The sequence below is a fragment of the Streptomyces sp. NPDC031100 genome, assembly GCF_055570785.1.
In genome coordinates, this window is sequence record NZ_JBVIGN010000007.1 from 219,688 (window position 1) to 235,807 (window position 16,120).

13 protein-coding genes and 2 pseudogenes are annotated in these 16,120 nt (G+C 72.8%); 7 read left to right on the forward strand and 8 right to left on the reverse strand.

The genetic code is table 11. From position 1 onward, the window contains the following. Positions 1 to 198: 198 nt before the first annotated feature. On the reverse strand, positions 199 to 1,506 hold the full coding sequence (locus ACZ5DS_RS21325; protein ID WP_468240784.1) for an ABC transporter substrate-binding protein: 1,308 nt from the start codon (positions 1,504 to 1,506) through the stop codon (positions 199 to 201). A 168-nt stretch (positions 1,507 to 1,674) separates the two neighbouring features. Further along, positions 1,675 to 2,772, reverse strand: a complete 1,098-nt coding sequence (locus ACZ5DS_RS21330; protein ID WP_468240787.1) for a substrate-binding domain-containing protein — start codon at positions 2,770 to 2,772, stop codon at positions 1,675 to 1,677. A gap of 195 nt (positions 2,773 to 2,967) precedes the next feature. Between ACZ5DS_RS21330 and ACZ5DS_RS21335 the strand changes: the two genes are divergently transcribed. Both ACZ5DS_RS21335 and ACZ5DS_RS21340 read left to right on the forward strand, forming a co-directional pair. Next, complete coding sequence (locus tag ACZ5DS_RS21335; protein WP_468240789.1) at positions 2,968 to 3,786, forward strand: TetR family transcriptional regulator; 819 nt, start codon at positions 2,968 to 2,970, stop codon at positions 3,784 to 3,786. A gap of 226 nt (positions 3,787 to 4,012) precedes the next feature. Beyond that, a complete protein-coding gene (locus ACZ5DS_RS21340; RefSeq protein WP_468240791.1) occupies positions 4,013 to 4,426 on the forward strand; it encodes a Zn-ribbon domain-containing OB-fold protein in 414 nt (137 codons plus the stop codon). Positions 4,427 to 4,538: 112 nt separating this feature from the next. Here the strand turns inward: ACZ5DS_RS21340 and ACZ5DS_RS21345 are convergent, their stop codons facing one another. Both ACZ5DS_RS21345 and ACZ5DS_RS21350 read right to left on the reverse strand, forming a co-directional pair. Then, a complete protein-coding gene (locus tag ACZ5DS_RS21345; protein WP_468240794.1) occupies positions 4,539 to 4,823 on the reverse strand; it encodes a hypothetical protein in 285 nt (94 codons plus the stop codon). Positions 4,824 to 5,006: 183 nt separating this feature from the next. After that, positions 5,007 to 6,119 carry a hypothetical protein gene (locus tag ACZ5DS_RS21350; RefSeq protein ID WP_468240796.1) on the reverse strand — a complete coding sequence of 371 codons (1,113 nt, stop codon included), beginning with the start codon at positions 6,117 to 6,119 and terminating at the stop codon, positions 5,007 to 5,009. A gap of 332 nt (positions 6,120 to 6,451) precedes the next feature. On the opposite strand from ACZ5DS_RS21350, the gene ACZ5DS_RS21355 reads away from it, so the two are divergent. Beyond that, complete coding sequence (locus tag ACZ5DS_RS21355; protein WP_468240799.1) at positions 6,452 to 9,214, forward strand: alpha/beta hydrolase; 2,763 nt, start codon at positions 6,452 to 6,454, stop codon at positions 9,212 to 9,214. Positions 9,215 to 9,268: 54 nt separating this feature from the next. On the opposite strand, the gene ACZ5DS_RS21360 is transcribed toward ACZ5DS_RS21355, so the two are convergent. Both ACZ5DS_RS21360 and ACZ5DS_RS21365 read right to left on the reverse strand, forming a co-directional pair. After that, positions 9,269 to 9,655 (reverse strand): PPOX class F420-dependent oxidoreductase, encoded by a 387-nt coding sequence (locus tag ACZ5DS_RS21360; protein ID WP_468240801.1) that lies wholly within the window; start codon positions 9,653 to 9,655, stop codon positions 9,269 to 9,271. A 45-nt stretch (positions 9,656 to 9,700) separates the two neighbouring features. Further along, positions 9,701 to 10,882, reverse strand: coding sequence for a MalY/PatB family protein (locus tag ACZ5DS_RS21365; RefSeq protein WP_468240804.1), 1,182 nt, complete (start codon positions 10,880 to 10,882; stop codon positions 9,701 to 9,703). A 24-nt stretch (positions 10,883 to 10,906) separates the two neighbouring features. Between ACZ5DS_RS21365 and ACZ5DS_RS21370 the strand changes: the two genes are divergently transcribed. From ACZ5DS_RS21370 to ACZ5DS_RS21380, 3 genes are all read left to right on the forward strand, one after another. Next, complete coding sequence (locus ACZ5DS_RS21370) at positions 10,907 to 11,932, forward strand: DUF3800 domain-containing protein (RefSeq protein ID WP_468240806.1); 1,026 nt, start codon at positions 10,907 to 10,909, stop codon at positions 11,930 to 11,932. Positions 11,933 to 11,984: 52 nt separating this feature from the next. Next, positions 11,985 to 12,815, forward strand: a complete 831-nt coding sequence (locus ACZ5DS_RS21375) for an SAM-dependent methyltransferase (RefSeq protein ID WP_468240809.1) — start codon at positions 11,985 to 11,987, stop codon at positions 12,813 to 12,815. Positions 12,816 to 13,044: 229 nt separating this feature from the next. Then, complete coding sequence (locus ACZ5DS_RS21380; protein WP_468240811.1) at positions 13,045 to 14,430, forward strand: S1 family peptidase; 1,386 nt, start codon at positions 13,045 to 13,047, stop codon at positions 14,428 to 14,430. A gap of 20 nt (positions 14,431 to 14,450) precedes the next feature. Here the strand turns inward: ACZ5DS_RS21380 and ACZ5DS_RS21385 are convergent, their stop codons facing one another. Then, positions 14,451 to 14,636: a hypothetical protein gene (locus ACZ5DS_RS21385; RefSeq protein ID WP_468240814.1), complete on the reverse strand. Its 186-nt coding sequence runs from the start codon at positions 14,634 to 14,636 to the stop codon at positions 14,451 to 14,453. Between the two features lie 99 nt (positions 14,637 to 14,735). Then, a pseudogene (locus ACZ5DS_RS21390) lies at positions 14,736 to 15,339 on the reverse strand (ROK family protein); the annotation flags it as partial. On the opposite strand from ACZ5DS_RS21390, the pseudogene ACZ5DS_RS21395 reads away from it, so the two are divergent. Then, positions 15,331 to 16,089, forward strand: a pseudogene (locus tag ACZ5DS_RS21395) (Gfo/Idh/MocA family protein); the annotation flags it as partial. The pseudogenes ACZ5DS_RS21390 and ACZ5DS_RS21395 sit on opposite strands and share 9 nt — an antisense overlap. Between the last annotated feature and the right edge of the window lie 31 nt (positions 16,090 to 16,120).

The window sequence follows — 16,120 nt, forward strand, 5'->3', positions numbered from 1 at the left end:
CCGCCCGCACACCCCCCCCCCCCCCCCCCCCCCCCCCCCTTCCCCCCCCCCCCCCCCCCCTCCCCCCCCCCCCCCCCCTCCCCCCTCCCCCCCACCCCCCCCCCCCCCCCCCCCCCCCCCCCCCCCCCCCTCCCCCACCTCCCCCCCCCCCCCCCCCCCCCCCCCCCCCCCCCCCCCCCGCCCCCTCCCCTCAGGGGGTCACTCGGCGAGCGTGAGGCCGCGGTCCTTGATGCCGGACCGGGCTTTCTGCTCGCCCGCCTCGATGCCCGCGGCGAAGCCGGACTTGGCGCTGGTGTCCTGGATGGCGGTGTAGACGTCCAGCTGGTCGGGGCCCCAGGTCCAGCCGGGGACGATGGTGTCGGCCTGCTGGGAGGCGAGGGTGTTGAGGTCCTGGCCGTTGAAGTAGGAGGTGTCGAACTCGGCCGCGGCGACCTTGCGCAGGTCCGCGTTGGCGGGCAGCGCGCTGCTCGGCGAGGTCTGGTCGGCGAGCCGGGCCTCGACGCCGGCCTTGTCCGTGGTGAGCCAGGTGATGAACTCGGTGGCGGCCTCGGCGTGCTTGCTGCCCTTGAGGACGCCGTAGGAGCTGCCGCCGTAGTTGCCGGCGGCCGCGGTGCCCCAGTTGGGCAGGGGGGCGGCGGCCCACTTGCCCTTGAGGTCGGGCAGGGCGGTCGTCATGCCGCCGGCCGACCAGGAGGCACCGAGGAAGGAGAGCGTCCTGCCCTGGGCGCGGGCCTTGGTCTCCTCGGGGCCGTAGCCGGTGAAGGTCTGCACCAGGCCGCCCTTGACCAGGCCGTCCCAGTAGGCGGCGACCTTCTTGGTGGCGGCGTCGTTCACGCCCGTCGTCCAGGCGTCGCCCCGGGTGCCGAACCACTTGCCACCGGCCTGCCAGGCGAGTGCGGCCAGCAGGGCGGGGTCGTTCTTCGGGAAGGAGGCCAGGCGGACGTTGTTGTCCTGCTTCCTGACCTTCTCGGCGGCCGACGCGAACTCGTCCCAGGTCCTGGGGACGGCGATGCCGTACTTCTTGAACAGGTCGGTGCGGTAGTAGAACAGCTGGGGTGCCACGTCGTACGGGACGGTCCAGGTGCGGCCGCCGAAGGTCACCAGCGACTGCACGGGCTTGGGGCACTTCGTCTTGACCGTTTCACCGGCGTACTTGGTCAGATCGATCAGATGGCCCTGGCTCGCGAACTCGGGGACCATCTGGTACTCGATCGTGGCGACGTCGGGCGCGTTGCCCGCCTTCACGGCGTTGGCGAGCTTGCTGTAGCCCTCGGTGCCGCTGGGGATCTCGGTGAATCTGACCTTGAGGTCCTTGTGGGTCCTGTTGAACGCGTCGACGGTCGACTTGGCGCCGAGCGTCCAGGTCCAGTAGTCGATGGTCACCGGCTTGCCGTCGGACGCGGCGTCGGTCGAACCGCCGCTGCCGCCGCAGGCGGTGGCGAACAGGCCCAGGGCGGCGACGGCGGCTGTGGCGGCGGTGCGGAACGATCGTGACGTACGCGTCATGGCACGGCTCCTACGAGACCTCGTACGGGAAGAGGCGGTCGCAGGACATCTTTTGCGTGCACACGATCAACGTCAAGAGCGTTCGCGCGAAATAATCAAAACGATCGCTATTCGATCGCTTCGCTCTCGCCCTTCTCCCGGGTCGCACACTGCTCCCCGGTGGTGGGGTCAGAAGTCGCCGGCAGGCGCCTCTCCCCCGCACGAGGAGCGGATGTGCAACTCCGGGAGCAGCTCGAGGTGTTGCCGAGGACCTGGCCGCTGCCCCGTGGCCCGCTCGGCGAGGCGGCGCAGCAGGAGCTTCGCGGCGAGTTCGCCCACCGAGCGCTTGGGCGGGGCGATGGCGGTCAGCGGCACGTCGGCGAGGCCGGCGACCTCGTCGTCGTAGGCGATGAGCGCGAGGTCGTCGGGGACCCGCACCCCGCACGCCTGGAGTCGGGGCACGAGCACGATGGCGTCCTCGTCACTGTGCACCAGAGCGGCGGTGACGCCGCGTTCGCGCACCGCCCGGACGAGGTAGTCGACGGAGGCGTCGTAGTCGCCGTGCTCGCGCACGCTCGGGGCGCCCGCGTCGACGTCGATGCCGCGCGCGCGTACGGCGGCCTGGAAGCCGGCGCTGATCTGGACGGCGTGCGGGCCCTCCTGCAGGACGGCGGTGATCCTGCGGTGCCCGAGTGCGGCGAAGTGGCCGACGGCTACGGCGGCGCCGTGGGCGCGGTCGGTGCGGACCCGGTCGAGGTCGGCGGCGGGGTTGCCGGGCGGGGCGGAGCGCTCGACCAGGACGGTGGGCACCTCGCACTCCATCAGCCACTTCTCCTGCCCGTCCTCGGGGACGCCGCCGAACCAGCTGGGCGCCACCAGCAGCCCCTGCGCACCGCCCGCGACCAGGTGCTCCGCCTGGACGGAGTCCTCGGTGTCGATATAGCCGGAGACGCCGAGGACGAGCCGCCCGCCCTGCGCGCCCACGGCCTCGCGGGCGCCGCGCACGATGTCGGCGAAGATGTAGTTCGTGGTGGGCACGATCATTCCGATCACGGCACCCTCGGCGGAATTCGGCCGCGGCTCGGGGGCGGCGGCGGTGTCGCCCGGCCAGACCACCGCCCCGTGCAGCCGCTGCACCCGGCCCTGCGCCGCCAGGGTCTCCACGTCGCGCCGCAACGTGACCGCGGAGACGCCGAGTTCGGCCGCCAGTTCGGCGACGCGGAGGCTGCCCCGCTCCCGGACGAGTTCGAGCACCCGCTCGTGGCGCTGGTCGACGTGCAGTCGCATGGGGCTCCCCCTGGAACAGTGATCCCGAATCGCTTACTCTACGCCCACAATCGTATCGATCGTTTCCAATCAATTCGATCGATCCGATGTTCGAAAAGGCGTCATCTGTGCGCCTCAGAGCACTCAGTTCCCCCATGAGGCCTCTCGCGCTGCACTGAGTGTCAGGAATCCGGTTCGGGTGCTACGTTCCCGTTCATGAGCTCCAGCAGCGCGGCGCCTGCCGCGAAGCCGTCGATGCGGGACGCCCTGGTCGCGGCGGCCTTCCAGCTCTTCCTGGAACGCGGGTACGAGCAGACCACCGTGGACGACATCGTGGCGCTGGCCGGGGTCGGCCGCCGCTCGTTCTTCCGCTACTTCCCCTCGAAGGAGGACGTGGTCTTCCCCGACCACGAGCGCTGCCTGGCCGACATGACGGCGTTCCTCGCCGCGAGCGACGAGCAGGCCGAGCCGGTGCGGCGGGTGTGTGACGCGGCCCGGCTGGTGCTGCGGATGTACGCGGAGAACCCGACCTTCTCCGTGCAGCGCTACCGGCTCACCAAGAAGGTGCCGGGGCTGCGCGCCTACGAACTGTCGGTGGTGTGGCGCTACGAGCGCGCGCTCGCCGAGTACCTGCGCGGGCGGTTCGCCGGGCGGCCCGACGGGACGCTGCACGCCGATGTGATCGCGGCCGCGGTCGTGGCCGCGCACAACAACGCCCTGCGCTCCTGGCTGCGTTCGGACGGCAAGGGCGACGCGGGCGCGGCGGTGGACCACGCCCTGGGGTACGTCCTGGCCACCTTCGACCGCTCGGGACGTCCGCAGGCCGGCCCGGCCGGCTCCGGACCGGACGCCGATCAGGCCGGGCACCCCGACACCCGGGAGGCCGGGCGCCCCGGCTCCGAGGAGGCCGCGCGCCCCGGCGTCGCCCCCCTCGACATCGCACACCCCGACGACGTGGTCGTCCTCGTCACCCGCCGGGATGCACCGCTATGGCGGGTGGTGCAGGAGTTCGAGTCGGCGCTCGGCCGCGCCTGACCGCACCCGCGCCCGCGCCCGGTCCCGATCTCGATCCCGCCAAAGCCGGGACCGGGACGGGAGGCCGACAGGGCACCTCCGCAGATTGGGGGTACGGAGTGCCTTTACGAGTGACACTGAGTGCCATACTCTGTCGGCGTGCACGGTGGCACGGCAACCGGGCACACGCGTGCACGGTTCACGCCGAGCGCGCGGGTATCCGGCCGAGCGCAGGGAGTTGACCAGCGTGTACCACCACTCAGCAAGCACCTCGCAGTCGGCGGCCGGCTCCGCGGCGGGCGTTCTCGTCCCCGCAGCGGACTCCGGGGACGCCATCCTCTTCCAGCGCTGCACCTGGTGCGGCACCGCGATGTACCACCGGCTGCTGTGTCCGGTGTGCCAGGGCAGCGAGCTGCGCACGGAGCGCAGCGAGGGCACGGGGACGGTGCGCCACTCCACCGTGGTGCACCGCAACACGCCCGCGGCCCGGAATGTGTCGCTGATCGAGATGGCCGAGGGGTTCGTCGTACGGGGCCGCGTCATGGGACCGCCCGTCGGTATCCACAGCGGGGACCGGGTACGGCTGTCGACGGCCAAGGACCCGGTGCGGAGCGAGCCGGTCTTCCAGCTGCTCGACGAGCCGTACCGCGCCTGGACCTGAGCGGGGGCGGCCAGGCACCGGGCGGAGGCACACCTCGCGCTCGGCGGCACCGACCCAAGGTGCGTACGGAGCTGTACGACCGCCGCCGAGTTCACCCAGCGCGCACGAAGATTCAGCCGATGAAGATGCTGTGCGTTCCGGGCACCTGCACAGCCAGCCCGGGAGGGATGATCTGGACGACCCCGCCCGCGCAGCCCGGAACGTTGTGGACCAGGGCGGGTATGTCCGTGAAATTGAGCACGGTTGACAGTCGAGGGATCTCGAAGCAGCCCCTCGGGTTGATGTGATCGACTCCGTCGATCCTGAGGAACCCGTTCGCGGCGAAGGCCGAGCCGGGAACGGTGAGCGCGAGCACCCCGGCGGCGAGTGTGGCGAGTGTCGAGTTGGTGCGACGCATGACGAACCTCCTGACGTGCAGGCCAAGGCACATCCCGGCCCTGCAACCGACCGTACGGAAACGTGCACGCACTGCATCCCGGCATCCCCCAGGTGGATGAACGCGACGACCGCCGCGGGTCGCGCCGATGCCGCATCTTTTCGGCCGGTGGTTCGAGAGAGAACCTGGCGCCGACGGCCGGGGCTAGAACAGACGGCTGTGTCGGTGCTGCGCCACGTCCTGGTGGATCCTGCGCAGCCACGGACTGCGGACGGCCGGCAGCCGGGCCAGCGTGTGCAGGAACACCCCGGGGTCGACGCGGAACATGTACGGGGGATGCGGCGCGAGCGGGTCGTCGCGGAGCACGCCGTCGGGCAGGCCGCCTGACGCGGGGACGGGCAGGTGCGGCTCAGGGTGGGCCAGACGCAGCCACACGCCGGCGGGCAGCGGCACCAGGTACGCCGAGGCTGCGGCCGGGAAGGCCGGCGCCCATGTCTTCCCGGTCTGGGGATGGCTCGGCACGAGCAGGATGCCGGCGTCCGCGTCGGGGGCGGGCAGTCCCGGTCCGGCCGGCGTGGCCCGCCGCGCCGGCGGACCCGGGGGCAGCAGCGCGTCGAGGGCGCGGCGGAACACCTGCGCGGTCAGGCCGTCCGGGACGCTCACCGGCCGGCCCTCCGAGGCGGCCAGCAGGTGGGCCAGCGCCCGACCGGCCGCCGCCTCCCACCGCGGGCTCCACGACCACCACCACCGGTTCGACGGCGGCCGCGGGCCCCACGAGGCGATCGGCTCGAACGGGGGCGTGCCCTGACCCTCCGTCACCAGCGCCGCCCAGGAGACCGGTGCGGCATCGGCGCCGTCGACAGGGAGGCGGCGTACGGCGTCCGGGGCGAGCCACACCGCCTGCCAGAGCGAGCAGTCGTCGACCCGTGTCGCCACCACCCGCCCGCACCGTTCGCAGGCCATGTTGGGGCCGTCGGCCCCGTCGAGGCCGCAGCAGTAGCCGCCGCAGTTCTCCGGGATCAGCACGGTGCCGCGGGTGTCACCGGGCGCGATCACGATCGCTCCGGGCTCCGCGTCGGACAGGGCGTGGACCGGCGCGTACACGCCGCGGGCCGCCGCCTCGTCCGCGTCGATCCCGTCCCACCTCCGCCACGGCCGCCCCCAGGGCTCCGGGTCCACGGCGAAGGTGCCCGGTTCCATGAGTACGGGAAGCTGAATCCCGTTCCCGTACTTCTGATGCGCGTGAGCCGGCAGGGCGACCTGGGACAGCGGGGCGGTCACTTCGGCGCCGCACCCCGCGCATACGAAAACGAACAAATGTCCTCCGTCTGGGAAACAGGCGCATCGTCGCAGCTCGGCAGCCACCGGGCAACGCGTTATTCCTCCCGGTGCGGTGGCCTCCCGGCCGCGGCAGGCCTCGCGGCCGCGCCGTCTCACGACCGACGAGGAGACCACCGCGTCCGAGCAGCGGAGCGGTTCGGCAAACCGCAGGCCGGTGGGGGTGGTTGGCCGCTTCTGACCGCTGACCCCCCGATGTGATCGAACACTTGCCCTTCACAGGCAACCCACACCGTCTCCTTCCCGTCCTCCGGGGACGAGGGGCGCCCGGGACGTCCGGGACGCCCGAGGTCGGGGTCAGAGGAGGAACTGTGGTCCGTGCCCGGCGCATATGGGTCACCGCCGCCGCGTTGCTCGCGGTGGCGGGAGCGTCCCCAGGGGCGGCAGTCGCGCAAGGCCAACCATCGCCAGGGACAGGGGCGTTGACTGCCACGTCGGACGGGACGCTGCCGCCGGGGTGGGGGATCACCGGTGGCCGGTCGGCGCCGCAGCTGGTGTGGCGGTCGGACCGGCCGGTGCCCATGGGCGACGCACGCGTCGAATTCCGGTCCGGCGGGCGGCTGTTGGGGATTCCGCAGGCGGGCAAGGACGGGCGCACCTTCCGCTTGGGGCTCGACGGGCAGCGTGCCGAGGAGCTGCGGGGGCTGCAGGTCTGGTCCGGCGGACGGAGGCTGGACGCCAAGGGCTCCGCCTCGAGCACGTCGGCGGTCCGGCCGCCGGCACCGCTGCCGGCCAACTCCGTGGACCCGGGCAAGCCGGGTTCGTACCGCACCAAGACCGGCGAGTACCGGCTCGACCCGGTGAAGCTGCCGGGCTTCGCCGCGCCCGTGGAGATGCAGGCGGTCGTCGTCGCTCCCACCGGCGCCCGCGGCCCGCGCCCGCTCGCGCTGTTCCTGCACGGTCGTCACTTCACCTGCTTCAAGGGGCAGGACATCACCGGTGACTGGCCGTGCAAGGCCGGGGCGAAGCCGGTGCCGAGCCACCGGGGTTATCTGCGCGACCAGAAGCTGCTGGCCTCTCAGGGCTATGTGACCGTGTCGATCTCCGCGAACGGCATCAACGGCCAGGACTTCGCGGCCGAGGACGGCGGCGCGCAGGCGCGCTCGTCCCTGGTGCGGCTGCACCTCGCCCGGTGGGCCGAGTGGGCCGCGCACCCCGAGAAGGCACCGGCCGTCGTACGCGACGCACCCCGCGCCGACCTGTCCCGCGTCCTGCTGGTCGGCCACTCGCGCGGCGGCGAGGGCGTGAACCGGGCCGCGCTGGACAGCCTGTACCCGCCGCCCGCCGACCAGGACGGCTACCGCGGTCCGGTGCGCTGGACCATCCGTGGCCTGGTCCTCATCGGCCCCACCGTCTTCGGGCAGAACCCGGTGCCGGACGTCCCGTCCGCGACGATCCTGCCGGGCTGCGACGGTGACGTCTCCGACCTCCAGGGCGAGGTGTACGTCGACGGCACGCGCGCGGTCAGCCGCGGCACCGCCCTGCACAGCGCGGTGTACGTCATCGGCGCCAACCACAACTTCTTCAACTCCGAGTGGACGCCGGGTCAGGCCGCCGCGCCTGCCGAGGACGACTTCTCGGACGACCCGCAGCATCCCGACAAGGTGTGCGGCAAGCGTGCCGCCACCCGGCTGACCGCCGACCAGCAGCACCGGGCCGGCTCGACCTACATCGCGGCCGCCGCGCGGCTGTTCCTCGCCGGTGACGACAAGGTACGGCCGCTGCTGGACGGCTCCGGCAGGCGGGCGCGGTCGGCGGACCCGGCGCGGGTCCTCACCCATGCGGTGGGCGGGCGCCGGGGCGCCGGGTTCCTGCCGGACGGCGGGGTGTCGGTGACCGGCGGCACGCTGTGCGCGGCGGTCGATCCCCGCCCGGTCAAGGCGTGCCTCGGCCAGGGCGCCAAGGGGAGCTCGCCGCACTTCGCGCAGTGGGAGACGGACCGCGAGACCGGCCGGCAGGCCGTCGCGCTGCGCTGGACCCACGCCGGAACCCCGGCACGGGTGCGGGTGAAGGACCCGGTCTCGCTGGCCGGCGAGAAGGCGCTGGCGCTGCGGCTGTTCGTGCCGCCGAACTCCCGGGGCACGCGCCTGGACGTGTCCGTCGCCGACGCCTCCGGCCGCAAGGCGGTCCTCGGCAAGGTGGCGGTCGACGGACTGCCCGGCAGCGAGCGCACCGCCTCCTACTGGGCGCGCGAGATCCGGGTGCCGGTGACGGCCGCCACCCGCGCCGGGCTCGACCTGCACAAGGTCACGTCCCTTGAGCTGACCCCGCGTTCGGGCTCCGGGCGGGCCTGGCTGATGGACGCGTGGGGTTGGCGGCCCGGTCTGCCGGCGGTGAAGGCCGCTGATCTGCCCCGGGTGGACGTCGGCCGGACGACCGTGGACGAGGGCGACTCCGGCGTGCGCACCTACCGGGTTCCGGTCCAGGTGTCCGGCCGCGGCAGCGGGCAGGTCCGGGTGTACGTCGTCGACCCGGCCACCGGCAAGGCCAAGGACAAGCTGGTCACCGTGCACCCGGGCGGTCACGACATCGACGTGCCCGTCGAGGTGAAGGGCAACACGCGCTACGGCGCCGACGTGCAGCACGACATCCTCGTCAAGGCGGTCCGGGGTGCGGTCGTCGGCTCGTACCGGGGCGGGATCACCGTGCACGACGACGACCCGGCGCCCAAGGTGACCGTCACTCCGGTCGCCGACAAGGTGACCGAGGGGCAGGCCCTGAAGTGGCGCGTGTCGCTGTCGGAGGCCGTCGATCTGGACATCGCCGCGTCTTTCGTCGCCGTGGCGCCGGCCGGGCCGGAGCTGTCCACCAAGGACGTGACCGCGCGCTGGCTGCGGGACACGGCCGGCGCCTCGCCGGACCCGGAGCGGCCGCTGTCCAAGCTGCGGGGCGGTCTCTACCTGTGGGTGAACGTCCCGGCGGGCGAGACCGGTTCGGATGTGAGCATTCCGACGGTCAAGGACCGGGTCAGGGAGTCCGCCGAGTCGGTGCGGTTCCGGCAGATCGACGAGCAGACCGGTGAACCGCGGCCCGGCGGGCTGGAGTTGAACGGCACGGTGCTCGACGCGTCGTAGCCGCCCCCGAGCCCTTTCGCAGCCGTCTGAAGCCCTGAGGAAGCAGCAGTCTCCTCAGGGCTTCAGCGTCACCCGGATCCCGACCGTGCCGTCCGGGCCGCGCCGCAGCCGGCTGCCCCACAGGGTGAGACGGCCGAGGAGGCCGTACTTGCGGGCGATGAGGGTGCGGTAGCGGGCGGTGGTGGCCGCGTCGGCGATCTCGGCGGTGGCCGGGAACTGCTCACCGGTGGGATTGCCGCGCAGGTCGCAGGGGCCGACGAGGACGTCGGCGCGGCGGCGGATCCGCTTGACCTTCCAGCTGTCGGCGGCCGTCCACACGCCCAGGGCGTCCCCGTCTGCCACCACCCACACCGGGGTGGCAACGGGGGTGCCGTCCTTGCGGTAGCTGGTGACCAGCAGGTACTTGCCGGAGCCGAGCCGGGCCGGCCGTGAGTCGTCCATGCCCGGCAGTCTAGGAGTGCGTGTACGGGGACCGGCGGCCGAGGGTCAGACCACCACCGCCGCCGCCATGCGCCGCACCCCCTCGGTGAGGATCTCCGGGGAGGTCGCCAGGTTCAGGCGTACGTGCCCGGCGCCGCCGGTGCCGAAGGGCAGGCCGGAACTGAGGGCGACCCGGCCGCGGTCGAGGAACACCGCGGCGGGGTCGTCGCCGAGGCCGAGGGCGCGGCAGTCGAGCCAGGCCAGATAGGTGGCCTCGGCGGGGCAGGGGCGGATCGCGGGCAGGTGCTCGGCGAGCAGGGCGGTGAGCAGCCGGCGGTTGGCGTCGATACCGGCCAGCAGGGCGTCCAGCCAGTCGGTGCCGTCGTTCAGGGCGGCCGTGTGGGCGATGACGCCGAGGTGGCTGGGGCCGTGGCTGACCTCCTCGGGCAGCCGGACGAGGTCGGCTTCGGCCCCGGGGCCGAACAGGGCGAGCGCGGCCTTGAGCCCGGCCAGGTTCCAGCCCTTGGACGCGGACATCAGCGACAGTCCGCGCTCGGCGCCGGGCACGCTCAGATACGGCACGAAGGGGACACCGGGGGCCACGAGCGGGGCGTGGATCTCGTCCGCGACGACCCGGACGCCGTACCGTTCGGCGAGGTCGGCGACGGCGGCCAGTTCGGCGGCGGTGTGCACGGTGCCGGTGGGGTTGTGCGGGCTGCACAGCAGGAAGGCGGCCCGGCCGCCGCCTGCGGTCGCCTCCCGGAACGTCTCCGCCAGCAGATCGAGGTCGATGCGCAGGTCGGCGCCGAGCGGGGCCTCCACCACGCGGCGGTCCATGTGGGTGACGAACTGGTAGAACGGCGGATACACCGGCGCGTTGACGATCACGGGATCGCCAGGTCCGGTGACCAGTTTGAGCATTTCGACCACACCGAGCATCACGTCCGGAACGATCGCGGTGCGCTGCACGGCGATCCCGTCCCAGTTCCAGCGCTTGGCGGCGAAGCCGGCCAGCGCCTCGGCGTAGGCGGTGCCCGCGGGGTAGCCGGTGTCTCCGAGGGCGAGCGCGTCGGTGACGGCGCGGACGACCGGTTCGGCGAGCGGTACGTCCATCTCGGCCACCCACAGCGGCAGCACGTCCTCGGGGTAGGCGCGCCACTTCATGCTCGTACGACATCGCAGCTGCTCCAGGCCGAGGGCGCGCAGCGGATCGGGTTCGCCGGGTGTGTCGTGCGGGATGCTGGTCATGGGCTCAAGATAGGGGGCTGTGGTGTGAGCGGAAACGGGGCGAGCCGGGCGGGCGGGGTGGCGGAGGGCCGCTTCCTGGAGGTCGCCTGCGACGAATCGGGCTCGGACGGGGAGAACCTGACCGGCGGGAACACGGACGTCTTCGCGCACGCGAGCGTGACGCTGCCGGCGGAGCGGGCCGAGGAGTGCGTACGGGAGATCCGGCGCCGGATCCGGTCGCCCGCACAGGAGTACAAGGCCAACCATCTGCTGCGGGAGAAGCACCGGGCGGTCCTGGAGTGGCTGCTGGACGAGGACGGGCCGGTGTTCGGGCACGCGTATGTCCATCTGACGGAGAAGGCGTTCTTCGTGGTGGACCGGGTGGTGGACCTGCTGCTCGGGGACGCGGCCGAGGCCCGCAGGCTGTTCGATCAGGGGCCGGACGCCCTGGGGGACCGGGGGTGGCGGGAGTTCCTGGAGGTGTCGAACCGGCTGCTGCGGGTCAGGAGCGCCGGGGAGCCCCCGGCTGAGTCCTTCTTCCGGACGGTGGCGGAGCTGGGCCGGGCGCATGCCGCCACCGAGGCGGGGCGCACGCTGCTACGGCTGGCCGGGGCCCGGCCGCGCGCGGAGGCCTACCGGGCCCGGCTGGCCGAGACGCCGCCCCTGATTCCGGTGCTCAATCCGCTGCTGCCCGCGATCGTGCGGACCGCCGGCTACTGGAGCACGGACGGGCGGGCCGTACGCCTGGTGCATGACCGGCAGAACATGCTGACCCCCGAGCGGATCGCCTGGATCGAGGAGCGGGCGCGGCGGGAGGGGATCGGCCTCGCCGGGGTGCGGCTGGTGCACTCGCGGCTGGACGCCCGGGTGCAGATCGCCGACTTCCTCGCCGGGATCGCCCGCCGGATCGCCTCCGACGCGCTGGGCGGCCGCGGGGACGGGGCGCTGACCGTGCGGCTGCGCCCGTTCGTGGGCGCGGAGTCGGTGTGGGGCGACGCGCGCAGCTGGTCGCGGCTGGGTCCGCGTGCCCAATCCCCCGGACGGGCCGCGGAGATCAACTCGGGCGTCTAGATTGCGTCTTGAATGATGCACCTCTCGTCAGGCATCCAGGAGCTGAACCCACGTGACCGACAACCCGGCAGCCACCAACGACGTGGCCGCGTCCCTGCGCGCCCGTATCAACACCAGCCGGCCGCACACGGCCCGGATCTGGAACTACTGGCTCGGCGGCAAGGACAACTACGAGGTCGACCGCGCGGCCGGCGACCAGATCCGCCAACTGCACCCGGGAATCGGGGAGTACGCCCGCGCCGACCGGCTGTTCCTGGGCCGGGCCGTGCGCCATCTGGTCGGCGAGGTCGGCATACGGCAGTTCCTGGACATCGGCACCGGGCTGCCCACCGCCGACAACACCCACGAGGTGGCCCAGCGCATCGCGCCGGACGCGCGGATCGTGTACGTCGACAACGACCCGCTCGTCCTCGCGCACGCCCGCGCCCTGCTCACCAGCACGCCCGAGGGCCGTACCGACTATCTGGACGAGGATCTGCGCAACGTCGACGCGATCCTCGAACACGCGGCGAAGACGCTGGACTTCAGCCGGCCCGTGGCCCTGATGCTGCTCGGCGTGGTCATCTTCATCGGCGACGACGAGGACCCGTACGGCCTGGTACGGCAGTTGACGGACCGGCTGCCGTCCGGCAGCCACCTGGTGCTGTCGCACACCATCACCAGCCCGTCGATGCCGGACGTGGACGAGGCGGTCGCGTTCTGGAACCAGCACGGCACTCCGAAGCTGACCCAGCGCACCCCCGAGGACGTGGCCCGGTTCTTCGAAGGTCTCGAGCTGCTGGAGCCGGGCGTGGTGTCCTGCTCGCGCTGGCGCCCGGAGAACACCGAGGGGGCGGAGCCGGAGGAGGTCGCCATGTTCGGCGGGGTGGCACGCAAGGCCTGACAGGGGGCGCGGGGGCCGGCGGCGGGCGAGCTGCGGCCTGCCCGCGGGAGCCGACGGAGGCGACAGCAGGCGGGTGCAGGCGAGCCGGCTTCGCGCGTGAGCCGAGAAGATCGCCGCCGTCGGTGAACGCCACCGCACCGGGCCACGTACTCACGGTCGGGCGCTCGACGACCGGAGGGCCCCGCGGTGCCGGTAGGGGCATTGCGCGTTCGGTGTTCGGGAGCCATGCATGAGGCACGCACGACGACGGGTCGTCCGGCGAGTGACGCGGCTGGCGGCGGTCGGCGGACTCCTCCTGGGAGGCGCGATGGTCGCACAGGCGGCCATGGCGAGCGAGACTCCCCCGGCGTCCGCCAGGCCGTTCAGTTCGGCCGGGACGGCCGGTGACACCGGCGCCGCGCTGGTGGCGCGGCTCGGCACGGCGCGGACGGCGGGCAGCTGGATCGGCGGCGACGGCCGTCCGGTCGTGGCGGTGACCGACGCCGAGGCGGCGCGGACGGTGCGGCAGGCGGGCGCCGAGGCGAAGGTCGTGTCGCACAGCATGAACGAGCTGAAATCGGCCACCGCCACGCTGCGTTCGGCGCCCCGCGTGGCAGGCACCGCGTGGTCGGTGGACTACCGGACCAACCGGGTCGTGGTGCAGGCCGACCGTACGGTGTCGGCCTCCGACTGGTCCCGGATGACTCACGTCGCCTCGCGCATCGGCGGTTTCGTGCACATGGAGCGCGCGAAGGGCACGTTCACGACGCGGCTGAACGGCGCGCAGCCGATCCTGTCGACGGGCGGCCGCTGCTCGGCGGGGTTCAACGTCACCAACGGGCAGCAGGACTTCATCCTCACCGCCGGGCACTGCGGGCCGTCCGGTTCCATCTGGTTCGCCGACAACCAGGGCAACCAGCAGCTGGGCAACACGGTCAACAGCGCCTTCCCGGGAAGCGACTTCTCGCTCGTGCAGTACAACTCCGGCAAGGCGGGTGAGGGTGCCGACGTGGTTGCGATCGGCGGCGGCAAGGGCGTACGTATCACTGGTGTGGCCGATCCGGCGGTCGGGCAGCGGGTGTTCCGCAGCGGGAGCACGAGCGGGCTGCACGACGGCCAGGTGACCGGGCTGAACGCGACCGTGAACTACCCCGAGGGCACCGTCACCGGCCTCATCGAGACCAACGTGTGCGCCGAGCCGGGCGACAGCGGCGGCCCGCTGTTCTCCGAGGGTGTCGCGCTCGGTGTGACCTCGGGCGGCAGCGGCGACTGCAAGGTGGGCGGGACGACGTTCTTCCAGCCGGTGACCAAGGCACTGGCGGCGCTGAACGTCCGGCTCATCGTGTCGGCGCAGAACGCGGGCGGCGCCCAGGGCGCGTCGTCCTCCCCCGCGCCGTCCGCAGCGGCCACGCAGGGCGCGGTGGCGCCGAGTGCGGCCTCGCCGGGCTCCTCGGCGCCCGTCACGGGCTCGGCGCAGGGCGAGACGCTGCTGGCGCGGCTCACGGACACCCGGAACGTCGGTCCCGGGCTGCTGGTCATCGCGGGGAGTCTGATCGCGCTCGTCGCGACCCGGTACATCCGGTCCGAGCAGGACCGCCGGGCGTACCAGCGCTACTACTCGGCGACGTGGGGCTGACGGGGAGATCCGCCGGGCGTTCAGGCCGCCTTGGGCGACGCCGGGGCCGCTGCGGCCCACTCCATCACGAGGCGCTGGTACTCCGCGCGCTGCTCGGTGGTCAGTGTCCCGCCCGACCGGCGCCACAGGGCCCGGATCTCCTCGTTGACCTCCGCGGCCGATCGCTCGGAGGCGGCTTCAACAGTGGTGGACATGCTGTGAAGCATATGCCGCTCGAGGTGAAGGCGCTGTGAGCAACTGGTCCCGATACGGACATTTCGGACCGTGTTACTCATCACGTCAATGTGTCAAGCGGGGGCGGGAGTTCAGGTCCGCGTCGCGCCGAGCACGAGGACCTGGATCGCCAACACCGCCGCGCCGCGCGCCCGGTCGTGGAAGTCGGAGACCTTGGTCTCCAGGTCGACCGGCGCGGCCGGCGGGTGCCGGTGTGCGGTGATGGTCTCCCGCACCGTGTTCCCCGCCACATCCATGAGGCCGACGCCCTCGCCGGCCAGCAGGATCTTCTGCGGCATCGCGAAGTCGGCGATCTGCGCGACGAGCGTGCCGAGGGCGCGGGCGGCCTCGCCGATCACCGTTGCGGCCATGGGCTCGCCCGCGGTGGCCGCTTCGAGGATCTCCTCGTAGGTGACGTCCTGGCCGGTGGCGGCGCGGACCTGGTAGCGGATGCCGGGATGGAGAGCAGGGACGTGGCGGTGCCGCGGCGTCCGTCGGGGCCGAGCGGGCCGCTGGGGTCGATGATCCAGTGCCGGCCGAAGCCGCGGTCCTCCTCGGCGTGGGGCACCCGCTTGCCGCCGAGGACCAGCCCGTAGCCGATGCCGGCGCCGATGGTCAGGACGACGAAGCGGTCGAGGCCGCGTCCGGCGCCGAACCAGGTCTCGCCTCGACCAGGGCGGCCACATCCAGGCCCACCCCGGCGTCGGCCACGTCCGTGTCACCGATCTGCTGCCCGAGCGGGCCGAGCAGCTTGCCGCCGCGCAGGGGCTCGCCGGGACCTTCCCGTCGTACGAGGCCATGCTGGAGTCGCCCGCGGTCGACGCGGTGGCGATCTTCACGCAGCGCTGGACGCACGGCCCGCTGGTTCTCAAGGGCCTGAACGCGGGCAAGCACGTGTACTCGGCGGTGCCGATGGCGATCACCACTCAGGAGATCTCCGCGATCATCGACGCGGTCCGGGCGACCGGGCTGACGTACATGATGGGCGAGACCAGCCAGTACAACCCGGCGACCGTGCACGCCCGCAACCAGATCGCCGAGGGTGCCTTCGGCCGGCTCTTCTATGCCGAGGGCGACTACGTCCACGATCGTTCGGTCAGTCAGTTCGACAACGACGTGTCCAACGCGACCGCGTTGTTCGAGGTGGCGGGCGGCGGATCATTCCGCACGAACGAGTTCCGGAGGGTCGGCTACCCCTCATCGGCGCCGGTGCACGACCGCGCCCGGCTGCCGCGCGCGTTCGACCGGCTCCACAACGGGCACGAGGGCAGCCACCACATCCTGGTGGACGACTTCGTCACCGCGGTCACCACGCGCACGCTGCCGCCGGTGAACGCATGGGTGGCCGCCCGTTGCACGCTGCCGGGCATCATCGCGCACGAGTCCGCCCGGCAGGGCGGGGTCCGGCTGGAGATCCCCGACTTCGGGGACGCGCCGGAGAGCTGAGCCCTCGGGGCTCGGGGCCGGGTGCCCGAAT

Coding starts and splice junctions, on each gene's coding strand:
- ACZ5DS_RS21365 (WP_468240804.1), bottom strand. CDS start 10,882: ATGACCAGCATCCCGCACGACACACCCGGCGAACCCGATCCGCTGCGC.
- ACZ5DS_RS21335 (WP_468240789.1), top strand. CDS start 2,968: ATGAGCTCCAGCAGCGCGGCGCCTGCCGCGAAGCCGTCGATGCGGGAC.
- ACZ5DS_RS21345 (WP_468240794.1), bottom strand. CDS start 4,823: ATGCGTCGCACCAACTCGACACTCGCCACACTCGCCGCCGGGGTGCTC.
- ACZ5DS_RS21325 (WP_468240784.1), bottom strand. CDS start 1,506: ATGACGCGTACGTCACGATCGTTCCGCACCGCCGCCACAGCCGCCGTC.
- ACZ5DS_RS21385 (WP_468240814.1), bottom strand. CDS start 14,636: ATGCTTCACAGCATGTCCACCACTGTTGAAGCCGCCTCCGAGCGATCG.
- ACZ5DS_RS21380 (WP_468240811.1), top strand. CDS start 13,045: ATGAGGCACGCACGACGACGGGTCGTCCGGCGAGTGACGCGGCTGGCG.
- ACZ5DS_RS21330 (WP_468240787.1), bottom strand. CDS start 2,772: ATGCGACTGCACGTCGACCAGCGCCACGAGCGGGTGCTCGAACTCGTC.
- ACZ5DS_RS21360 (WP_468240801.1), bottom strand. CDS start 9,655: ATGGACGACTCACGGCCGGCCCGGCTCGGCTCCGGCAAGTACCTGCTG.